This is a genomic window from Afipia sp. GW822-FHT04G07, assembly GCF_058800765.1.
This window is the reverse complement of sequence record NZ_JBXAMP010000001.1, coordinates 1490358-1507528: the sequence shown is the minus strand read 5'-3', so window position 1 is coordinate 1507528 and position 17171 is coordinate 1490358. Positions and strand designations below refer to the sequence as shown.

General features: G+C 60.2%; 19 protein-coding genes. 13 read left to right on the top strand and 6 right to left on the bottom strand.

The window, feature by feature from the left end:
• Positions 1-120: 120 nt before the first annotated feature.
• Together AC1RKJ_RS07480 and AC1RKJ_RS07475 are read right to left on the bottom strand one after the other, a co-directional pair.
• Positions 121-957, bottom strand: coding sequence for an alpha/beta hydrolase (locus AC1RKJ_RS07480; protein WP_492790440.1), 837 nt, complete (start codon positions 955-957; stop codon positions 121-123).
• 36 nt (positions 958-993) lie between these two features.
• A complete protein-coding gene (locus tag AC1RKJ_RS07475) occupies positions 994-1497 on the bottom strand; it encodes a MarR family winged helix-turn-helix transcriptional regulator (protein ID WP_492790439.1) in 504 nt (167 codons plus the stop codon).
• 478 nt (positions 1498-1975) lie between these two features.
• On the opposite strand from AC1RKJ_RS07475, the gene AC1RKJ_RS07470 reads away from it, so the two are divergent.
• From AC1RKJ_RS07470 to AC1RKJ_RS07445, 6 genes are read left to right on the top strand one after another with little or no spacing between them, the layout of a single operon-like run.
• Complete coding sequence (locus tag AC1RKJ_RS07470; RefSeq protein ID WP_492792671.1) at positions 1976-3103, top strand: ABC transporter substrate-binding protein; 1128 nt, start codon at positions 1976-1978, stop codon at positions 3101-3103.
• A gap of 54 nt (positions 3104-3157) precedes the next feature.
• Positions 3158-4078 carry a branched-chain amino acid ABC transporter permease gene (locus AC1RKJ_RS07465; RefSeq protein ID WP_492790438.1) on the top strand — a complete coding sequence of 307 codons (921 nt, stop codon included), beginning with the start codon at positions 3158-3160 and terminating at the stop codon, positions 4076-4078.
• Positions 4079-4086: 8 nt separating this feature from the next.
• On the top strand, positions 4087-5070 hold the full coding sequence (locus AC1RKJ_RS07460) for a branched-chain amino acid ABC transporter permease (RefSeq protein ID WP_492790437.1): 984 nt from the start codon (positions 4087-4089) through the stop codon (positions 5068-5070).
• Positions 5067-5819, top strand: a complete 753-nt coding sequence (locus AC1RKJ_RS07455) for an ABC transporter ATP-binding protein (protein ID WP_492790436.1) — start codon at positions 5067-5069, stop codon at positions 5817-5819. The genes AC1RKJ_RS07460 and AC1RKJ_RS07455 overlap by 4 nt, the downstream gene beginning before the upstream one ends.
• Complete coding sequence (locus tag AC1RKJ_RS07450) at positions 5819-6517, top strand: ABC transporter ATP-binding protein (RefSeq protein ID WP_492790435.1); 699 nt, start codon at positions 5819-5821, stop codon at positions 6515-6517. Before AC1RKJ_RS07455 ends, AC1RKJ_RS07450 begins: the two co-directional genes overlap by 1 nt.
• Positions 6518-6563: 46 nt before the next feature.
• The gene (locus AC1RKJ_RS07445) at positions 6564-7022 is read left to right on the top strand and encodes a cupin domain-containing protein (protein ID WP_492790434.1); all 459 of its coding nucleotides are present in this window, start codon (positions 6564-6566) and stop codon (positions 7020-7022) included.
• Between the two features lie 43 nt (positions 7023-7065).
• Here AC1RKJ_RS07445 and AC1RKJ_RS07440 read toward each other — a convergent pair whose 3' ends face one another.
• The 3 genes from AC1RKJ_RS07440 to AC1RKJ_RS07430 all read right to left on the bottom strand — a co-directional run bounded on the left by AC1RKJ_RS07440 (position 7066) and on the right by AC1RKJ_RS07430 (position 10076).
• Positions 7066-8310: a flavin-dependent oxidoreductase gene (locus tag AC1RKJ_RS07440; protein ID WP_492790432.1), complete on the bottom strand. Its 1245-nt coding sequence runs from the start codon at positions 8308-8310 to the stop codon at positions 7066-7068.
• A 93-nt stretch (positions 8311-8403) separates the two neighbouring features.
• The gene (locus AC1RKJ_RS07435) at positions 8404-9255 is read right to left on the bottom strand and encodes an enoyl-CoA hydratase family protein (protein WP_492790431.1); all 852 of its coding nucleotides are present in this window, start codon (positions 9253-9255) and stop codon (positions 8404-8406) included.
• A 59-nt stretch (positions 9256-9314) separates the two neighbouring features.
• Positions 9315-10076, bottom strand: coding sequence for an SDR family NAD(P)-dependent oxidoreductase (locus AC1RKJ_RS07430; RefSeq protein ID WP_492790430.1), 762 nt, complete (start codon positions 10074-10076; stop codon positions 9315-9317).
• A gap of 199 nt (positions 10077-10275) precedes the next feature.
• Here AC1RKJ_RS07430 and AC1RKJ_RS07425 point away from each other — a divergent pair, with 199 nt between their 5' ends.
• The 7 genes from AC1RKJ_RS07425 (at position 10276) to AC1RKJ_RS07395 (ending at position 15983) form a co-directional block, all read left to right on the top strand.
• The gene (locus AC1RKJ_RS07425; protein WP_492790429.1) at positions 10276-11898 is read left to right on the top strand and encodes an ABC-F family ATP-binding cassette domain-containing protein; all 1623 of its coding nucleotides are present in this window, start codon (positions 10276-10278) and stop codon (positions 11896-11898) included.
• Positions 11899-12028: 130 nt separating this feature from the next.
• A complete protein-coding gene (locus AC1RKJ_RS07420) occupies positions 12029-12718 on the top strand; it encodes an RNA polymerase sigma factor (protein WP_492790428.1) in 690 nt (229 codons plus the stop codon).
• Between the two features lie 97 nt (positions 12719-12815).
• Positions 12816-13349 carry a DUF4142 domain-containing protein gene (locus AC1RKJ_RS07415; protein ID WP_492790427.1) on the top strand — a complete coding sequence of 178 codons (534 nt, stop codon included), beginning with the start codon at positions 12816-12818 and terminating at the stop codon, positions 13347-13349.
• A 10-nt stretch (positions 13350-13359) separates the two neighbouring features.
• Positions 13360-13683 carry a cupredoxin domain-containing protein gene (locus tag AC1RKJ_RS07410; RefSeq protein WP_492790426.1) on the top strand — a complete coding sequence of 108 codons (324 nt, stop codon included), beginning with the start codon at positions 13360-13362 and terminating at the stop codon, positions 13681-13683.
• Between the two features lie 14 nt (positions 13684-13697).
• Positions 13698-13946 carry a hypothetical protein gene (locus AC1RKJ_RS07405; protein WP_492790425.1) on the top strand — a complete coding sequence of 83 codons (249 nt, stop codon included), beginning with the start codon at positions 13698-13700 and terminating at the stop codon, positions 13944-13946.
• Positions 13947-14257: 311 nt separating this feature from the next.
• A complete protein-coding gene (locus AC1RKJ_RS07400; RefSeq protein WP_492790424.1) occupies positions 14258-15691 on the top strand; it encodes an L-lactate MFS transporter in 1434 nt (477 codons plus the stop codon).
• Between the two features lie 166 nt (positions 15692-15857).
• Positions 15858-15983, top strand: a complete 126-nt coding sequence (locus AC1RKJ_RS07395) for an MFS transporter small subunit (protein ID WP_492790423.1) — start codon at positions 15858-15860, stop codon at positions 15981-15983.
• A 130-nt stretch (positions 15984-16113) separates the two neighbouring features.
• On the opposite strand, the gene AC1RKJ_RS07390 is transcribed toward AC1RKJ_RS07395, so the two are convergent.
• A complete protein-coding gene (locus AC1RKJ_RS07390) occupies positions 16114-17169 on the bottom strand; it encodes an ABC transporter substrate-binding protein (RefSeq protein ID WP_492790422.1) in 1056 nt (351 codons plus the stop codon).
• Positions 17170-17171: the final 2 nt, after the last annotated feature.

Below are 17171 nucleotides of genomic sequence, written 5' to 3'. Positions count from 1 at the left end.
GTTCCGGAACATCCTTCGCCAATAATTTTAAACCTAAAATAGTTTTCCGCAACAGGAGAATCGACAGGCGACAGTCACGCTTTGGGCGAGACGTGCTGTCCGTAGGAAAACGAGAGAGGGTCAGGCGCGACGTGCAGCCAGTTCCGCAAGGCGCGCTGCCATACCGGATTGCGGATCCGCCATCGGCGCGATCACGGTAAAATGGTTGGCTTCGGGCAGCGGTGCAAATCTCGTCGGCAGGCCAGCGCTGCCCCAGATTTCTGCCATCACTTTGCTCTGCCTCAGGAATTCACCGCTCTCGGCGGCACCCACCACGGCGTCGAGACTCCCTTGCCGCGGCGCGCGCCAGAACGCCGGGCTCACTTCGCGCGCGGACGTTGCATCGAGTTGTAAGGCGACGTTGAGCGGGGTGCCGATCAGCGGCACGAGGTCGAACACGCCGGAAATACTATAGGCTGCGGTCACCAGATCCGCGGGCAGATCGGCCGCAACCTGTTTCCAGTCGGTCGCCAGCAGACAGGCCGCCAGATGACCGCCGGCGGAATGTCCGCTGATGACAAGGCGCTTGCCGAGTTTCGCAAGCTCGCGCGACATGCTGCGCATCTGTTCGATGATGGTCCGGACCGAGACTTGAGGACACAGATCGTAACCTGGGATGGCGACGCTGATCCCGCGCGCGTTCAGGCCGCGGGCGAGATGGCTGAAGTAAGAGCGGTCGAGCGATTGCCAATACCCGCCATGGATAAATACAACTACGCTGTCCTCGCCGCCGCCGCCGGATGGAAAAAAGTCGATCCGGTGCCGTTCGCCCGGCCCATAGCTGATGGTGCGCCAATCGCCGTCGCACGATGCGCGATAAGCCTCCGCATCCCGAGCCCAACCCGCGATGATTGCGGGGTGATCCGGAACGCGCGCCCGGTTGTTGTATTCAGCATCGTAGTCAATGATCGTGACCAATGAACGGCCCTGCCATGATTTCCGTCGTTGCATCGGTCAGGTGAGATGCAGAGCCCGTTCCTTCGCGGCTTGCTGGGTCGATGCCTTCGCTTTCGCAAGCAGGCGCATCAAATCTCGAACGTCCTTCTCCGACAGGTCGGAAAAGAAACGCGCGACCCATGTCTCGTGTTCGGCGGCCATCTTCCGGAATGTCGTGCGGCCCGTTTTGGTGAGGCGAATGTATTGAACGCGCCGGTCTTCCGACGAGGTCCGGCGTTCGATATGTCCGGATTCAACCAGACGCTCGACCAGACCAGTGACGTTGCCATTGGACACCATCATCCGCTTCGATACATCGGACAATGTCATGCCATCGGGCGCCCGGTCGAGTTGCGCCATCAGATCGAAACGCGGCAATGTGACGTCGAAGCGCTCCCGAAGCCGGCTCCGGATTTCGCCTTCGATCAGCGTCGTGCAGGTCAGTAGCCGGAGCCACAACCGTAGTTCGGAGCCATGATCTTCCGGGGTTTCGACGGCTTTGGTTTCTGAATCGAACGGCATGTCTAGGCATCATATTCTGGAGTCTTCAGGATCGGCTCCGGGGGCGGGGCGACTCTGTCGACAATCCGGTCGTATCAGCTTGAACCTTGAAATAATTCAATCCGAAAGTCAAAGTTGCGAAACTGGCTGACTTGAAGGCTCAGAAGGGCGTGCTGGGGATGCATATCGCGCTGCGATAATTTTGGGCGCTCCCGGCAAACAGACTGCGCAGATGTCCCAATGCGAGCGGTGATGCCACGTAAAACGCCGCGCGGCCTCGCTTGACGAATAGGCAGGGGCGCCGCTTGCGCGGAATAAAATGATGCTTTAGGATTAAAACAATTCAGGATGTGATACGCGCGGCTAATTGTCGACACGCTTCACCTTGCAGCCGTGTCTCAAAGACCGCTAGATTGATTTCGGCAGTTTTTATAGGGCACGGAGAGTGACAATGAAGCAGGTTTTCGGGCGTGTGGCGGTTGCGGCCTTGTTTGGCCTGATGGCCGGTCAAGCGGTTGCACAAGAGAAAATCAAGATCGGTCTGGTGCTGACGTTGTCCGGTCCGCCTGCGGTGCTCGGGCAGCAAGCCCGCGACGGCTTCAATCTCGCTTTGAAGGATCTTGGCGGCAAGATGGGCGGCCGTGAGGTCGAAATCGTGATCGCAGATGACGAGTTGAAGCCGGACGTGGCCGTGACCAAGGTCAAGGGGCTGCTGGAGCGTGACAAGGTCGACTTTGTCGTCGGCCCGATCTTCTCGAACATCCTGGTCGCGATCCAGAAGCCGGTCGTCGAATCCAAGACCTTTCTGATTAGCCCGAATGCCGGCCCCTCAAGTCTGGCGGGCAAGGCCTGCAACTCTTTCTTTTACGTGACCTCCTATCAGAACGACCAGGTCCATCAGATTCTCGGCAAGGTCGCGCAGGAGCGCGGCTACAAGCGCGTCTATCTGTTGGTCCCGAACTATCAGGCCGGCAAGGACGCGGTGGCCGGGTTCAAGCTGGATTTCAAGGGCGAAGTGATCGAGGAATCTTATGTCCCGCTGAACACGCTCGATTTCCAGGCCGAACTCTCCAAGATCGCATCTCTTAATCCCGACGCGATCTTCACCTTCATGCCCGGCGGCATGGGCGTCAATCTTGTGAAGCAGTACAAGCAGGCGGGTCTTGCCGATCGCATTCCTCTGCTTTCCGCCTTTACTGTCGATGAGTCCACGCTTCCCGCGCAGCAGGACGCCGCGGTCGGCGTGTTCGGCGGCGCGAACTGGGCGCCCAACCTCGACCTGCCGCAGAACAAGAAGTTCGTGGCGGCCTATGAGGCGGCTTACAACCACGTTCCCGGCACCTACGCATTTCAAGCTTACGATGCAGCCATGCTGATCAACAGCGCGGTTGTCGCCACCAAGGGTGATCTGAGCAACAAGGACGCCGTCAAGGCCGCACTCAAGAAAGCGGATTTCACCTCATTGCGCGGCGCATTCAAGTTCAACACCAACGGCTATCCGGTCCAGGACTTCTATCTGGTCAAGGCCGCCAAGCGGCCCGATGGCAAATATCAGACCGAGATTGCCCAGAAGGTCTTTTCCAACTTCGGCGATAACTTCGCCAAGGATTGCCCAGCCGGAAACTGAGTTGTCCGCCCGCATCGTCACGATGCGGGCGTCTCGAATTGGTGAATGGCTCGCATGACGCTTACACTCGCCCTGGTCCAGGTCTTGAACGGGTTGCAGTTCGGACTGATCCTGTTTCTGATTGCGGCGGGACTGACGATCGTGTTCGGCGTCATGGACTTCATCAATCTGGCTCACGGCGTGCAGTATATGGTCGGAGCCTATCTCGCGGCGACGTTTACGGCGATGACCGGAAGCTTCGCCGCGGGAGTGGCTCTTGCGCTGCCGACAGCGCTATTGTTCGGGCTGCTGCTTGAGGTTCTGATCTTTCGACATCTTTACGATCGCGATCATCTCTCTCACGTGCTGGCGACGTTCGGCGTCATCATCTTTCTCAATCAGGCAGTGAAACTGCTCTGGGGAGCGGCACCCCTTAGCGTGCCCGTCCCGGAATTGTTGTCAGGCACCGTGACGCTCGCGCCCGGCATTCTTTATCCGGTCTATCGCCTCGCGATCATCGGGGCAGGGCTCGCCGTGGGACTGGCGCTGTACGTGATCGTCAATCACACCCGGCTTGGCATGCTGGTGCGGGCCGGCGCGAGCAACGCACCCATGGTGTCCGCGCTCGGCGTCAACATCGGGCTTCTTTTCAGTATCGTATTCGGCGTCGGCGCCATGCTGGCCGGATTTGCCGGAGCAATGGTGGCGCCGATCCTCTCGGTCGAGCCGGGCATGGGCGATAACATCCTGATTCTCACCTTCGTGATCATCGTGATCGGCGGCATTGGCTCCATTCGCGGTGCGTTCATAGCGGCATTGCTGATCGGGTTGACCGATACGCTTGGGCGCTTTTTTGCGCCGACCTTGTTGCGCGCGATTCTGGATCCCGCGACTGCCAGTCAGGCGGGCCGCGCGATCGCGCCGATGCTGATTTACATTCTGATGGCGGCGGTGCTGTTCTTCCGGCCCAATGGCCTGTTCCCCGTGAAACGATAGGCCCTGGCGTGAACGATCTTGCCGATACCGACACTGTTGCGCCGGTCGCGAAATCCCGGTCGTGGCGTCAATCGATCGTGTTGCCGGGCATCCTGTTTGCGCTCTTTGCGATCGTGCCCATTGCCGCGCAGTTCGGTGCATCGGGCTTCATTCTGGCGATGCTGACGCGAACCATGATCCTCGCTCTTGCGGCGATGTCGCTCGACCTTCTGATTGGTTGCGGAGCCATGATCAGTTTCGGCCATGCCGCCTATATCGGCATCGGGGCTTATTCGGTCGGTATCCTGTCGAGCCACGGCATCGACGATGTGTTCATTCATATCGGCGTCGCATTGGCGGCATCGTGCATCTTCGCATTGTTCACGGGCTCGATTTCGCTGCGCACGCGTGGCGTCTACTTCATCATGATCACGCTGGCTTTCGGGCAGATGCTGTACTTCCTTGCCACGTCGCTCGCAGCCTATGGCGGCGACGACGGCATGAGCCTCGCGTCGCGCAGTCTGGTGTTCGGCAAGCCACTGCTGAAAAACGACGTTGTTCTTTACTATGTGACGTTCGGCTTTCTTGTTGGGCTTTATCTCGTCTGCCGCGCCATCGTCGCATCACGCTTCGGGCGGGTTCTGCGCGGCATCAAGGAAAATCCGGTGCGGATGGAGGCGATAGGGTTCGCGCCCTATCGCTACCAACTGACCGCCTATGTGATCGCCGGCATGATCGCGGGTCTCGCCGGCGTTCTACTCGCCAATCAGACGGAGTTCATCAGTCCTGCCTATGCTGCCTGGCAGCGCTCCGGCGATCTCATTTTCATGATTGTGCTGGGCGGTCTCGGTTCGCTGCACGGGGCAATCCTCGGCGCGGCGGCGTTCACGCTGCTGGAAGAGTATCTGTCGGGGATCACCGAGTATTGGGGAATGATCTTCGGCCCAATCCTGATTCTGGTGGTGCTGTTCGCGCGCGGCGGTCTTGTCGGTCTTTTGCGGGGCAGTCGATGATTCAGCCGGTTCTTAAGCTCGAGCATCTCCGGAAAAGCTACGGCGCACTGTGCGTGACTGACGATGTCTCGCTGGAGATCGCTCCGCGGGAGCTTCATGCGATCATCGGGCCAAACGGGGCCGGCAAGACGACGCTGGTGCATCAGATTTCGGGACATGCACCTTCCGACTCCGGCCGCGTGATCTTTGAAGGCGAGAATATCTCCGCGTTGCGGATGGATGAGCGTGCCAAGCGTGGACTGGTGCGCTCGTTCCAGATCATCTCGATCCTGCCGGGGTTTTCCGTGTTGGAGAATGTGGCCATTGCTGCACAGGCGCATGCGGGGTCGAGCTTCAAGTTTTTTGGCGCGGCATCTGACGAATGCGCACTCAACGACATCGCGATGAACCTCCTGACGCGCTTCGGACTGGCGGCTCGCGCCCATGTGTCGGCGGGTCGGCTTTCGCACGGTGAAAAGCGGCAACTCGAACTTGCCATTGCGATTGCAGGGAAGCCGAAGCTGCTGCTGCTGGACGAACCGCTGGCGGGCACAAGTCACGAGGAATCGCGCAACGTCATCGCGACCTTGAAGGAGTTGAAGCAGGAATTGCCGATCATTCTGATCGAGCACGATATGGACGCGGTGTTCGCGCTGGCTGATCGCGTTTCCGTGCTGGTCTATGGCCGCATCATTGCCAGCGGTTCGCCCGAAAGCATCCGGAACGATCCGGCTGTTCGCGCGGCCTATCTCGGGGAGGAGGTCGCCTGATGCTGACCGTCTCCAACCTGCAAGCGTCCTACGGCGAAGCGAAAGTTCTGTTCGACATATCGTTTGGCGTGGGAGCGGGTGAGGTGGTCACGCTGCTCGGCCGCAACGGCATGGGCAAGACGACCACCATCAAGTCCATCATGGGCCTGCTGCCACCGACCGGCGGCGCCGTGACATTCGGCTCCACGGCGCTGGCGGGTTTGCCGCCGTACCGGATCGCGCAATGTGGTATCGGACTTGTGCCGGAGGGGCGGGAGATCTTTCCAACGCTCACGGTTGATGAAAACCTGACAGCGACCGCTGCCGCGCGCGACCGCCCCGCGCGCTGGACGCTCGACGCCGTGCACGCGTTCTTCCCCCGCCTGAAAGAGCGGCGCCGTAATCTCGGCAGCCAGCTTTCGGGCGGAGAACAGCAGATGCTCGCCATCGGGCGTGCCCTGATGACCAATCCGAAGCTGCTGATACTCGATGAGGCGACCGAAGGCCTTGCTCCGCTGATCCGTATCGAGATCTGGAATTGCCTGAAGCAGCTCAAGAGCGAGGGCTACGCGATTCTCATCATCGACAAGAATGTCGATGCGCTAGCGGCCTTCGCCGACCGGCATGTGGTGGTCGAAAAAGGCCGCGTGGTCTGGACCGGCGGAAGCGCCGACATCGTGAACGATCCGAGCGTGAAAAACCGTTTTCTGCATGTATAAAGGTGGCGTCCCGGCGGGGACGAGCATCCAAGGGAGGACTGAAATCATGGCGACACCGATCGAGACGGCGGGCATCACCCGCGCCAACGAGGGAATGCAAGGCATCAGCTGGAGTATTCTCGGCCAGACTTATGTGCCGAAAACCCGCACTGAACATTCCTTCTCGTGGCACGCGACGTTGCCGCCCGGCACCTTCGTTCCGCCGCACATCCATCCCGACCAGGACGAGTATCTCTACCTCCTGGAGGGCAAGCTTGATTTCATGCTCGATGGCGCGAACGAGTCCGCAACGTCAGGAGATCTGGTGCGCCTGCCAATGGGCAAGCCGCATGGAATCTTCAACAACGCCCAGCAAACGGCGAAAGTGCTGTTCTGGGTGTCCCCGACGCGGCGGCTCTACGATCTGTTCTGGGGAATTCACAACCTGAAAGAGCAGAATCCCGAGACTGTCGTCGCGCTTGCGGCCGAGTTCAACATTCACTTCCTGCCGCCGCCGCCCGCCTAAAAGGCGACAGGCTAGGACGGAGACGCGCCGAGACGCGACGCCATCAGGCCTGCCGCGTGACCACTCGCGCGGCGAAGCCCGCCTTGGACGCGTAGCCGCGAACGATCGCTTCGCGGGATTCGTAACTCAGGATCGCGTCGAGATTGGAAAAGCCTTGCGGCGCGATTTGTTCGACGGCGTCGATCACGCCTTCCGGTCCGCCTCTGCGATTGGACGCGACGATGTCGGCGGTCATCGGCAGCCGCTGACGTTCGTATGCGATCAACCCCTGTCGAGGATGCTCCGCCCGCGCCAGTGCGTCGGCGATACAGCGGGCGTCGAGGATCGCCTGCGATGCGCCATTCGAGCCGACCGGATACATCGGATGTGCAGCATCGCCGAGCAGGGTGACCCGCCCACTCGACCAATGAGGCAACGGATCGCGGTCGCAGGTCGGATACTCCCAGAATTCGCGCGTCGCGCCGATCAGCGCGGCGAGGTCAACCTGGGGAATCGAAAAGCCCGCGACATGCGGCATCAATTCTTCACGTTTGCCGAGGCGTGACCAGTCTTCGCGGCGCGGCGGGGGCGTCGTGCCGTCGCCGATGCGGACCAGCACGGCCCAGTTGGTCAGCCGGTTGGTGGGGCTGGAGCCTTCCGCGATCGGATAAACCACAGCCTTGGCGTTCAGCCCTCCGGCTACGATCATCGAACTGCCGGTGAGGAACGCCGGCCAGTCGGTCGCGCCGCGCCACAACATCAAGCCGTTCCAGCACGGCGGGCCTTCGTTGGGAAACAGCGCGTTGCGCACACAGGAGTGGATTCCGTCAGCGCCGATCAGGACGTCGCCCCGGGCTGCTTTAACGTGCGCGCCAGAACGATCGAAGAAATGCGCAGTCACGCCGCCTTCGTCCTGCGTGAACGCACCAAGACGGCAGCCGGTCTGAATGGCATCGGCGCCGAGACGCTCGACCACGGCCTGATGAATGACGCCTTGCAGACGGCCGCGATGAATCGAGAACTGCGGCACGTCGTGTCCGGCGCCGAGACCGCGCTTCTCATGCCAGACTTCCTGGCCATGCCGCGTAAGATAGAACAGTTGATCGGTGCGGATCGCGACATCGTCGAGCCGATCCAGCAGGCCCAGTCCGGCCAGTTCCCGGATCGCGTGCGGCAGCGTATTGACGCCGACGCCGAGCTCGCGAATGGTCTCGGACTGCTCGAACAGTTCGCAGTCGATGCCGCGCGCCCGCAGCATTAGCGCTGTGGTCAGTCCGCCCACGCCGCCGCCGACAATAATTGCTTTCATTGACCTAACCTCACGCAGTCAATCCTGCCATTCAGTCTTCGGCGATCATAACCGCGCGGCTATTCGACAGCCAGTGGTTTGACCGGGTTAACCTTAGTTGCCCTGAAACACCGGTTTCTGCTTGTTCGCAAATGCATGAAAAGCCCGCTCGAAATCCTTGGTGGTCATGCACAGCGCCTGAGCGATGGCCTCGGATTCGATGGCTTCCTCGACCGACATAGCCCATTCCATCGCCAGCATACGCTTGGTCATGGTGTTGGCGAATGTCGGGCCTTCCGCAATCGAGACGGCGAGGGCGCGCGCTGCCTCCAGCACCTCGGATGGCGCGACAATGCGGCTGAAAAAGCCCCATCGTTCGCCCTCATCGGCGGTCATGAAGCGGCCGGTGTACAACAGCTCCGATGCGCGGGATTGCCCGATGATCCGGGGCAGGATTGCGCACGCGCCCATGTCGCAGCCCGCAAGACCCACCTTGTTGAACAGGAATGCGACCTTGCTCCCGGTCGCCGCAAGGCGCAGATCCGAAGCCATGGCGATGATCGCGCCGGCGCCCGCGCAAATGCCTTCCACCGCAGCGACGATCGGTTGCGGACATGCGCGCATCGCCTTCACGAGTTCGCCGGTCATGCGGGTGAAGGCGGTGAGGCCCTTGGTGTCCATCTCAACCAGCGGACCGATGATCTCGAACACGTCGCCGCCGGACGAGAAGTTGCCGCCCGCGCCAGTGACGACGATGACTTTCACGACGTCGTCATGCGCGCAGGCGTGAAAGAAATTGGCCAGTTCGCGATAACTCTCGAACGTGAGCGGGTTCTTTCGTTCCGGCCGGTTGAGCGTCACGGTCGCGACACCGCCGGTCACCGACAGCAGAAAATGCTGCGGGACGTATTGCGACAGCGGCAGCGTGACGGAGTTGGCGAAACTCGCCGTTGAACCTGTGGTCATGATATCTCCTGAACGCTTTGGGTTGTCTCGATGGTAGCCGCCGCTGCGGCCGGATGATTTTAGATTTCTCCGCCCGCGACCGCGATGGCCTGTCCCGTGATCGCGGCAGCGCCCGGTCCGCACAGCCAGGTTACGGTGTCGGCGACTTCCGCGGGCTTCACCAGACGGCCTTGCGGATTGTGTTTGGTCAGTTCCGCGACCGCCTCGTTGCGATCCCGTCCGGTTTTTTTCATGATGAGATCGAGACTGCCGGCGACCAGATCGGTGTCGGTAAAGCCGGGACAGACCGCATTGACGGTCACGCCGGTGGCGGCGACCTCCAGCGCGAGCGCGCGCACGAACCCGACGACAGCGTGCTTGGCCGCGCAGTAGGCGGACACGTAGGGGTATCCCTTGAGGCCTGCGGTTGAGGCGATGGCGACGATCCGGCCGCTGCGGCGCTCGATCATCGGCCGCAACACCGCATGAGCCGCGCAAACCACGCCCATCAGATTGACGTCGATCATCCGCCGAAACACGGCAGGATCGGACTTCGCGAAGGGGGCGGACTCGGCAGCGCCCGCATTGGCGACCAGAATGTCGATAGGCTGTCGCGCAGCGGCTTCCGCGATGGTCTGGCGCATTGCCGCTTCATCGGTGACATCGGCCACCAGACTCGTATTTGCCGCGCCCGCCGCGATGGCCGCGTCGAGCGTGGCGCGATTGCGTCCGAGGATCGTGACAGTCGCGCCGGACTGCGTCAGGGCTGCGGCCACTTCCCGTCCAATCCCTCGTCCGCCGCCTGTGACAAGCGCATGGGTCTGACGGGTAAATGCCGGCATTTTCGACCTCGCGTGATGACCGCCCGCCAATATATTTTAGGCTTCAAGTTTTTGCAAGAAATCGGGCTTTTGCGTCAATATCCGGCATACGCCCGGGGCATGGGAAATGAGCAATTTAGCGGGCCTGAATGCTCTTCCATCGGCGCGGCATGTGGCATAAGGGCCGCCACAACTCTCTTTCTGACAGGCTCGCGTGCATATGATTCGTCTCGACAATATCTCCAAGCAGAATGGTCACCAGATTGTCTTCATCGAGGCCGCAGCAGCCCTCCAGAAGGGCGAAAAAGTAGGCCTCGTCGGTCCCAACGGGTCCGGCAAAACGACGCTATTCCGGATGATCTCGGGACAGGAACTGCCTGACGAGGGCCAGGTGGTCGTCGAACGCGGCATGACCATCGGCTATTTCAGCCAGGACGTCGGCGAAATGTCCGGCCGCAGCGCCGTCTCCGAGGTGATGGATGGCGCAGGCCCCGTGAGCGCTGTGGCGACGGAATTGAAGGAACTCGAAGCCGCCATGGGCGATCCGGACCGCGCCGGCGAGATGGAAGAAATCATCGCGCGTTATGGAGAGGTGCAGGCGCGCTTCGAGGAACTGGACGGCTATGCGCTGGAGGGCCGGGCTCGCGAAGTCCTGAGCGGCCTGAGTTTCAGTCAGGAGATGATGGACGGCGACGTCGGCGCGCTGTCCGGCGGCTGGAAGATGCGCGTGGCGCTCGCCCGCATCCTGCTCATGCGCCCCGACGCCATGTTGCTGGACGAGCCGAGCAACCATCTCGATCTGGAAAGCCTCATCTGGCTGGAACAATTCCTCAAGGGCTATGAGGGCGGATTGCTGATGACCTCGCATGATCGCGAGTTCATGAACCGCATCATCAACAAGGTGGTGGAGATCGATGGCGGTTCGTTGACGAGCTACTCGGGCAATTACGAGTTCTATGAGCAGCAGCGTGCGCTCAGCGAAAAGCAGCAGCAGGCGCAGTTCGAGCGTCAGCAGGCGATGCTCGCCAAGGAAATCAAGTTCATCGAGCGTTTCAAGGCGCGCGCCTCGCACGCGGCGCAGGTGCAGAGCCGCGTGAAGAAGCTGGACAAGATCGAACGCGTCGAGCCGCCGAAACGTCGCCAGACCGTCTCGTTCGATTTCCTTCCCGCGCCCCGATCGGGCGAGGACGTGGTGAGCCTGAAGAATGTTCACAAAGGCTATGGAAGCCGGAGCATCTATGAGGGACTGGATTTTTCGGTGCGCCGCAGGGAGCGCTGGTGCGTTATGGGCATCAACGGCGCGGGAAAATCCACGCTGCTGAAACTGATCGCGGGCTCGACTGAACCCGATAACGGAACGGTCGCTCTCGGCGGCAGCGTAAAGATGGGTTACTTCGCGCAGCACGCCATGGATTTGCTGGACGGCGAGCGCACGATCTTCGAGGAGCTGGAATATTCATTCCCGCAGGCGGGGCAGGGTTCGTTGCGCGCGCTGGCCGGTTGCTTCGGCTTCTCCGGCGACGATGTCGAGAAGCGCTGCCGCGTGCTATCGGGCGGCGAGAAGGCGCGATTGGTGATGGCGAAGATGCTGTTCGATCCGCCGAATTTCCTGGTGCTGGACGAGCCGACCAACCATCTGGACATGGCGACCAAGGAGATGCTCATCACCGCGCTGTCGGAATACGAGGGCACCATGCTGTTCGTCTCGCATGACCGGCATTTCCTCGCGGCATTGTCTAACCGCGTGCTGGAACTGACGCCCGAGGGCATTCACCAGTATGGCGGCGGCTACACGGAATACGTGGCGCGCACCGGCCACGAGGCGCCGGGCCTGCGGAGCTAAAAGACACGGCCGCAGCCCCGCTGGGTCGTGGTATGGTTGACCGCGTCCCGGCGCGTTTTGAGGATTCCCGGCTTTTTGCCGGGAACCTTTTCGATCCTGAGCCATCCAAGAGCGCAACAGGAGATCGGCCATGGGCAAAGTTCGACGACCGGCGGTTCCGCTGGATGCCTCCGATGACGCCGGACTGGTCCGGCGGACGCTGGCACAGGACGGTGATGCATTCCGGGCCATCATGCAGAAGTACAACCAGCGGCTTTATCGGATTGCCAGAGGCATCCTTCGCAACGACAGCGAGGCGGAAGACGTTGTCCAGGAGGCTTATGTCCGTGCTTTCACGCACCTCAAGGGCTTTCGCGGCGACTCCAGTCTGGCGACGTGGCTGTCCCGCATCGTCATGAATGAAGCGCTGGGACGATTGAGGACAAGACGTCCGACGGTCGATTTCGCGACCTACGAGGCAGCGAGCCCGGAAGCTGAAATTATTCAGTTTCCTCATGCGGCAAGATCGGATCCGGAACGAACAATGGCGCAACGCGAACTCTTGCAGCTCGTCGAGCAGGCCACGGACAAATTGCCGGAGGTCTACCGGATTGTCTTTATCACACGGGTGATAGAGGGAATGAGCGTGGAAGACGCCGCGGAACTTCTCGGTCTTCTCCCGGAGACCGTCAAGACGCGGCTGCATCGTGCGCGCCGGCTCGTGCGCGAGCACCTCGACAAGCAGATCGGTCCGGTCCTGATGGATGCTTTTCCGTTTGCCGGCAAGCGTTGCGAGCGGATGACCGATGCGGTGATGAAACGCATTTTTGTTTCCGGCTGATTGCCGGGAACCTTTTCGATCACAGACCATCCAACGAACGTCAACATTGACCAAAAGCATCGGCGCCCTTTCCGGCGGCCGACCACAGGAGTCTATCATGTTCGTCCGATTGAGCGCGGCTATTGCCGCTGTTGCTGCTGTTGCTCTGCTGAATGGCGCGGCCTTCTCGCAAGGCGCCGCAAAACCGACCGATCCTCAGATCGCTCATATTGCATACACCGCCGGCGTGATCGACGTCACGGCGGCGAAGCAGGCCATCGCGAAGTCAAAGAACAAGGCCGTCGTCGCGTTCGCGCAGGACATGGTGCGCGACCATGAAGCTGTGAACAAACAGGCTCTCGATCTTGTCAAGAAGCTCGGCGTCACCCCCGAAGACAACGACACCAGCAAGTCGCTGGCGAAGCAGGCCGCCGACAAGCAGATCGAACTCGCGAAACTGAGCGGCGCTGCTTACGACAAAGCCTATGTCGCCAACGAAGTCGCCTACCACAAGGCGGTGAACGGTGCGCTGGAAACCTTGCTGATTCCGTCGGCGTCCAACGCGGAGCTGAAGAGCCTTCTGCAAACCGGTCTCAAGATTTTCCAGGGCCATCTGCAGCATGCCGAGCACACCGCCGCATCCGTGAAGTAAGGGTGATCGCATGAGGCAGCGACGCAGGCTCTTTCTGTCTCTGACCGCGCTGTGTGGGATGATTTCCTTTCCGGCTTTTGCGGAAACCATTCAGGTCACGGTCGACAAGCTCGTGTTTTCGCCTGCGGATATCTCCGCAAGGGTCGGCGACACCATAGAGTGGGTCAACAAGGACATCCTCGCGCACACCGCGACGGTCAAGGGAGATTGGGATGTAATGATCCCGGCCAAGAAGTCGGCAAGCTTCGTTCTGAAAAAGGCCGGCGATGTCGAGTACTACTGCCGCTTTCATCCCAACATGAAGGGACGAATTTCGGTGGCACCGAAACCGTAACGTCGGTTACCGTTGTGAAACAGAAAGAGCGCGCGGAATTTTCCGCGCGCTCTTTTGTTCGGCGCATGTCGCAATGGAAGAAAAATCCGCTGAAAAACGAGAATTCGAGAGTTTCGACTAAAGTTCAATGTATCGATATGTTAGATAATAAGGCGCAATATTATTCGTTTGTCAAAATAGTTGGCAAGCGTAGCGTGACGCGCGGGACGACTGGTGAAGGCACGATGTCTGCATTTTGCGTACTCCAAGAAAAGGCCACGTGAGGCGGAGTGCTTTCGCCAGTTGCCACATGAAGAACAGAGCAATGCAGTCTGACCGACCTTTTCACATGGCCAATCAGACCGACAAGCTCTTCGCCGCGCAAGAGGGCAAGGCCTTCGCCGCGACTGCCGAACATCCCGGAAAACGATCGAAGCCGACTGTGCGAGCGCAAATCTGCGCGCATCCCACAGGCGGCGAAAGCGATTCTGATCCGTTGGTTCGGCAGGCCGTCGGAGCCACTGGCTCCGCGAGTGAGGTGCTGCATCATCGCAGCTAATCAACACATTCAAAAAAATAGGGGGAGATAAAACGAATGGCTGTTATCAATCACGCTGAAACCTACACGAAATCCTGGCTACCGTTTCTTGATCGGTCGCGCACGATAGCGAGGCCCGGCTACAGCCGCTGGATGGTGCCGCCCGCCGCACTCTGCGTGCACTTGTGCATTGGCCAGGCTTACGCGTTCAGTGTTTTCAATTTGCCGATGACCAAGCTTCTTGGCGTTTCCGCGTCCGGTCCGGGCGACTGGAAACTCACCGAACTCGGCTGGATTTTCTCGATTGCCATGCTGGTTCTCGGCCTGTCGTCCGCAATCTTCGGGCGCTGGGTTGAAGAAGGCGGTCCGCGCAAGGCGATGTTTACGGCGGGCATCTGTTGGGCCAGCGGCTTCCTGATTTCCGCGCTGGGCGTGAAGTATCACCAGCTCTGGATGATCTATCTCGGCTACGGCGTGATCGGCGGCTGCGCACTGGGCATCGGCTACATCTCGCCGGTCTCGACGCTGATGAAATGGTTTCCCGATCGTCCCGGCATGGCGACGGGCATGGCGATCATGGGCTTCGGTGGCGGCGCGTTGATTGCCTCGCCACTCTCGGTCTGGCTGATGAGCAAGTTTTCCGGCCCGACCGACGTCGGGGTTTTCAGCTCCTTCGTTGTTCTCGGCTGCGTCTACTTCTGCTTCATGATGTTCGGTGCGTTGATCGTGCGCGTTCCGGCGCCCGGCTGGAAGCCGGAGGGCTACGTGCCTGCCACGACGGCGTCCAAGCTCATCACCAAGAATGACGTCTACGTCTATGACGCGGTCAAGACGCCGCAGTTCTGGCTCATCTGGATTGTTCTGTTCGTCAATACGACGGCCGGCATCGGTGTGCTTGGACAGGCGTCCGCGATGAGCCAGGAAATGTTCCCCGGTCATATTACTGCGATCGCGGCAGCCGGACTCGTCGGCCTCATGAGTCTCTTCAACATGGGCGGACGTTTCAGCTGGGCTTCGCTGTCTGATTACATCGGGCGCAAGAACACGTACTTCGTCTACATGACGCTCGGCTTCATCCTGTATGTGACCGTGCCTTATGCAGGCGGAAACGGAAACGTCGTCCTGTTCGTGATCTGCTTCCTGATCATTGTCAGTATGTACGGCGGTGGCTTCTCGACGGTTCCGGCCTATCTGCGCGATATGTTCGGAACGCGATATGTCGGCGCTATCCACGGCATCCTGTTGACGGCCTGGTCGGCCGCGGGCATCGCTGGTCCGGTGCTGATCAACTACATTCGTGAGTACAATATCACGCATGGTGTGCCGAAAGCGCAGGCTTACAACGTCACGATGTACATCATGGCGGGTCTTCTCGTGATCGGCTTTATCGCAAATGCCCTCGTCAAGGCCGTCGACAAGCGTCATCACATGGTCAAGGAGGCGGATACCGATGCCTTACCGTCAGGTGCACAGGCGGCGGCCGGCTCATAGGACCACTCACAGATGCTTCGGTCGGATGCTTCATCCCTGCGGAATACCGGATTGAAGCATCCGTCGGGCATCGAACACCATGATACGCAAAAGCAAATGCGCTGTACGGGCCAACCGCTGGTTTGAAGTCGGCGGCAGTTTGCCGGGAACATAAAGGATAACAATCATGCAGAACGTGGAAGTTCGTAAAACCGGAACGTTGCAACTTGCGCTGGCGTGGAGCATCGCCGGCATTCCGTTGCTGGCGGGCGTCGCGCAGACGCTCGTCAACGCGATGAAGTTGTTTCATTAGGCGTAGATGGGTTGCTGGCTGGTTTTGTAATCACCTGTCGAGGCGGCCTGCACATCGATCAGGAATGCGGCGGGTGGATCAGATCCACCCGCCGCATTTTCTTGAGGATAAGCTCTCAGGCTTGCAAGTCTCAGGGCTTGAATGTGTAACCCGCTCCGATCGCCACGTTTGCCGGGATCGGCGGCAGATCGGCGAACAGTTCGGGCTTATCCTTCATCACCTTCAGGATGTGCTTTGGTTCGATGTGCTTGTTGACGTCGAACGTGGTCTTCAGGATTCCCAGCCGATTGAGCCGATCCTCCGCACTCCAGAGAGCGCGAAAGTTGTTCGCCGACAGGCGCCGGTCGGCCTGCTGGATGTTGAACTGCATCGCGGCCTCGGCAATTTCCTGCTTGAGGCCGGGAATCCAGCGCGTGGCGACCTGCGCGGCCAGTTTCGGATTCTTGCGCATCCACTGGTCGGCTTCGGAGACGGCGGCTAGGAATTTCTCGATGGTCTCGCCGTTCTTCTCGATCCACGGCCGCAACGCGACGTTAAAGCCGAGATATGAAATCACGTCGCCGCCGCGAATGACCTCGATGGAGCCCGGAATATCCTTCCCGGCGACGATCGGCCACGGATCCCATGCCGAAAAGGCGTCGATGCCCTTGGCAAGCAGCGCGACCGTCATATCCGGCGGCGGCGTGTTGACCAGCGTAACGTCCTCAGGCTTCAGACCGGCCTTTTCGAGGATCGCCAGAATATAGAGATGGTTGATGGTGCCGAACGAGGCTGCGATTTTCTTGCCTTTCAGGCTCGCGAGGTCGCCTTTGACGATTCCCGCGCCTTCGCGGGCGATGACTGCCATGGTGGCGTCGGAGCCCGCCTTGGTCGCGTTGCCGCTGTAATTGCCGAGTGCGACGAGATCCATCCCGCGCAACACCGCGCCGATCATCGGCACGCCGACTTGGACGATGTCGCTTTCGCCGGCTTGCAACGCGTTGAGTGCATCGACGCCGGTTGCGTAGGGGCGTGCGATGGTGACATCAAGGCCGTTCTTTTCAAAGAAGCCGCGCTCGAGTGCGATCGGAAGCCCGATCTGATCGATGCCGGTGACCATGCCGGCTTTCAGTTTCACCATGGTCTGCGCTTGCGCGGGCGCGCATGCCAGAATCAATGCCGCGCCAAGCATCAGTAGTCGTTTCATGT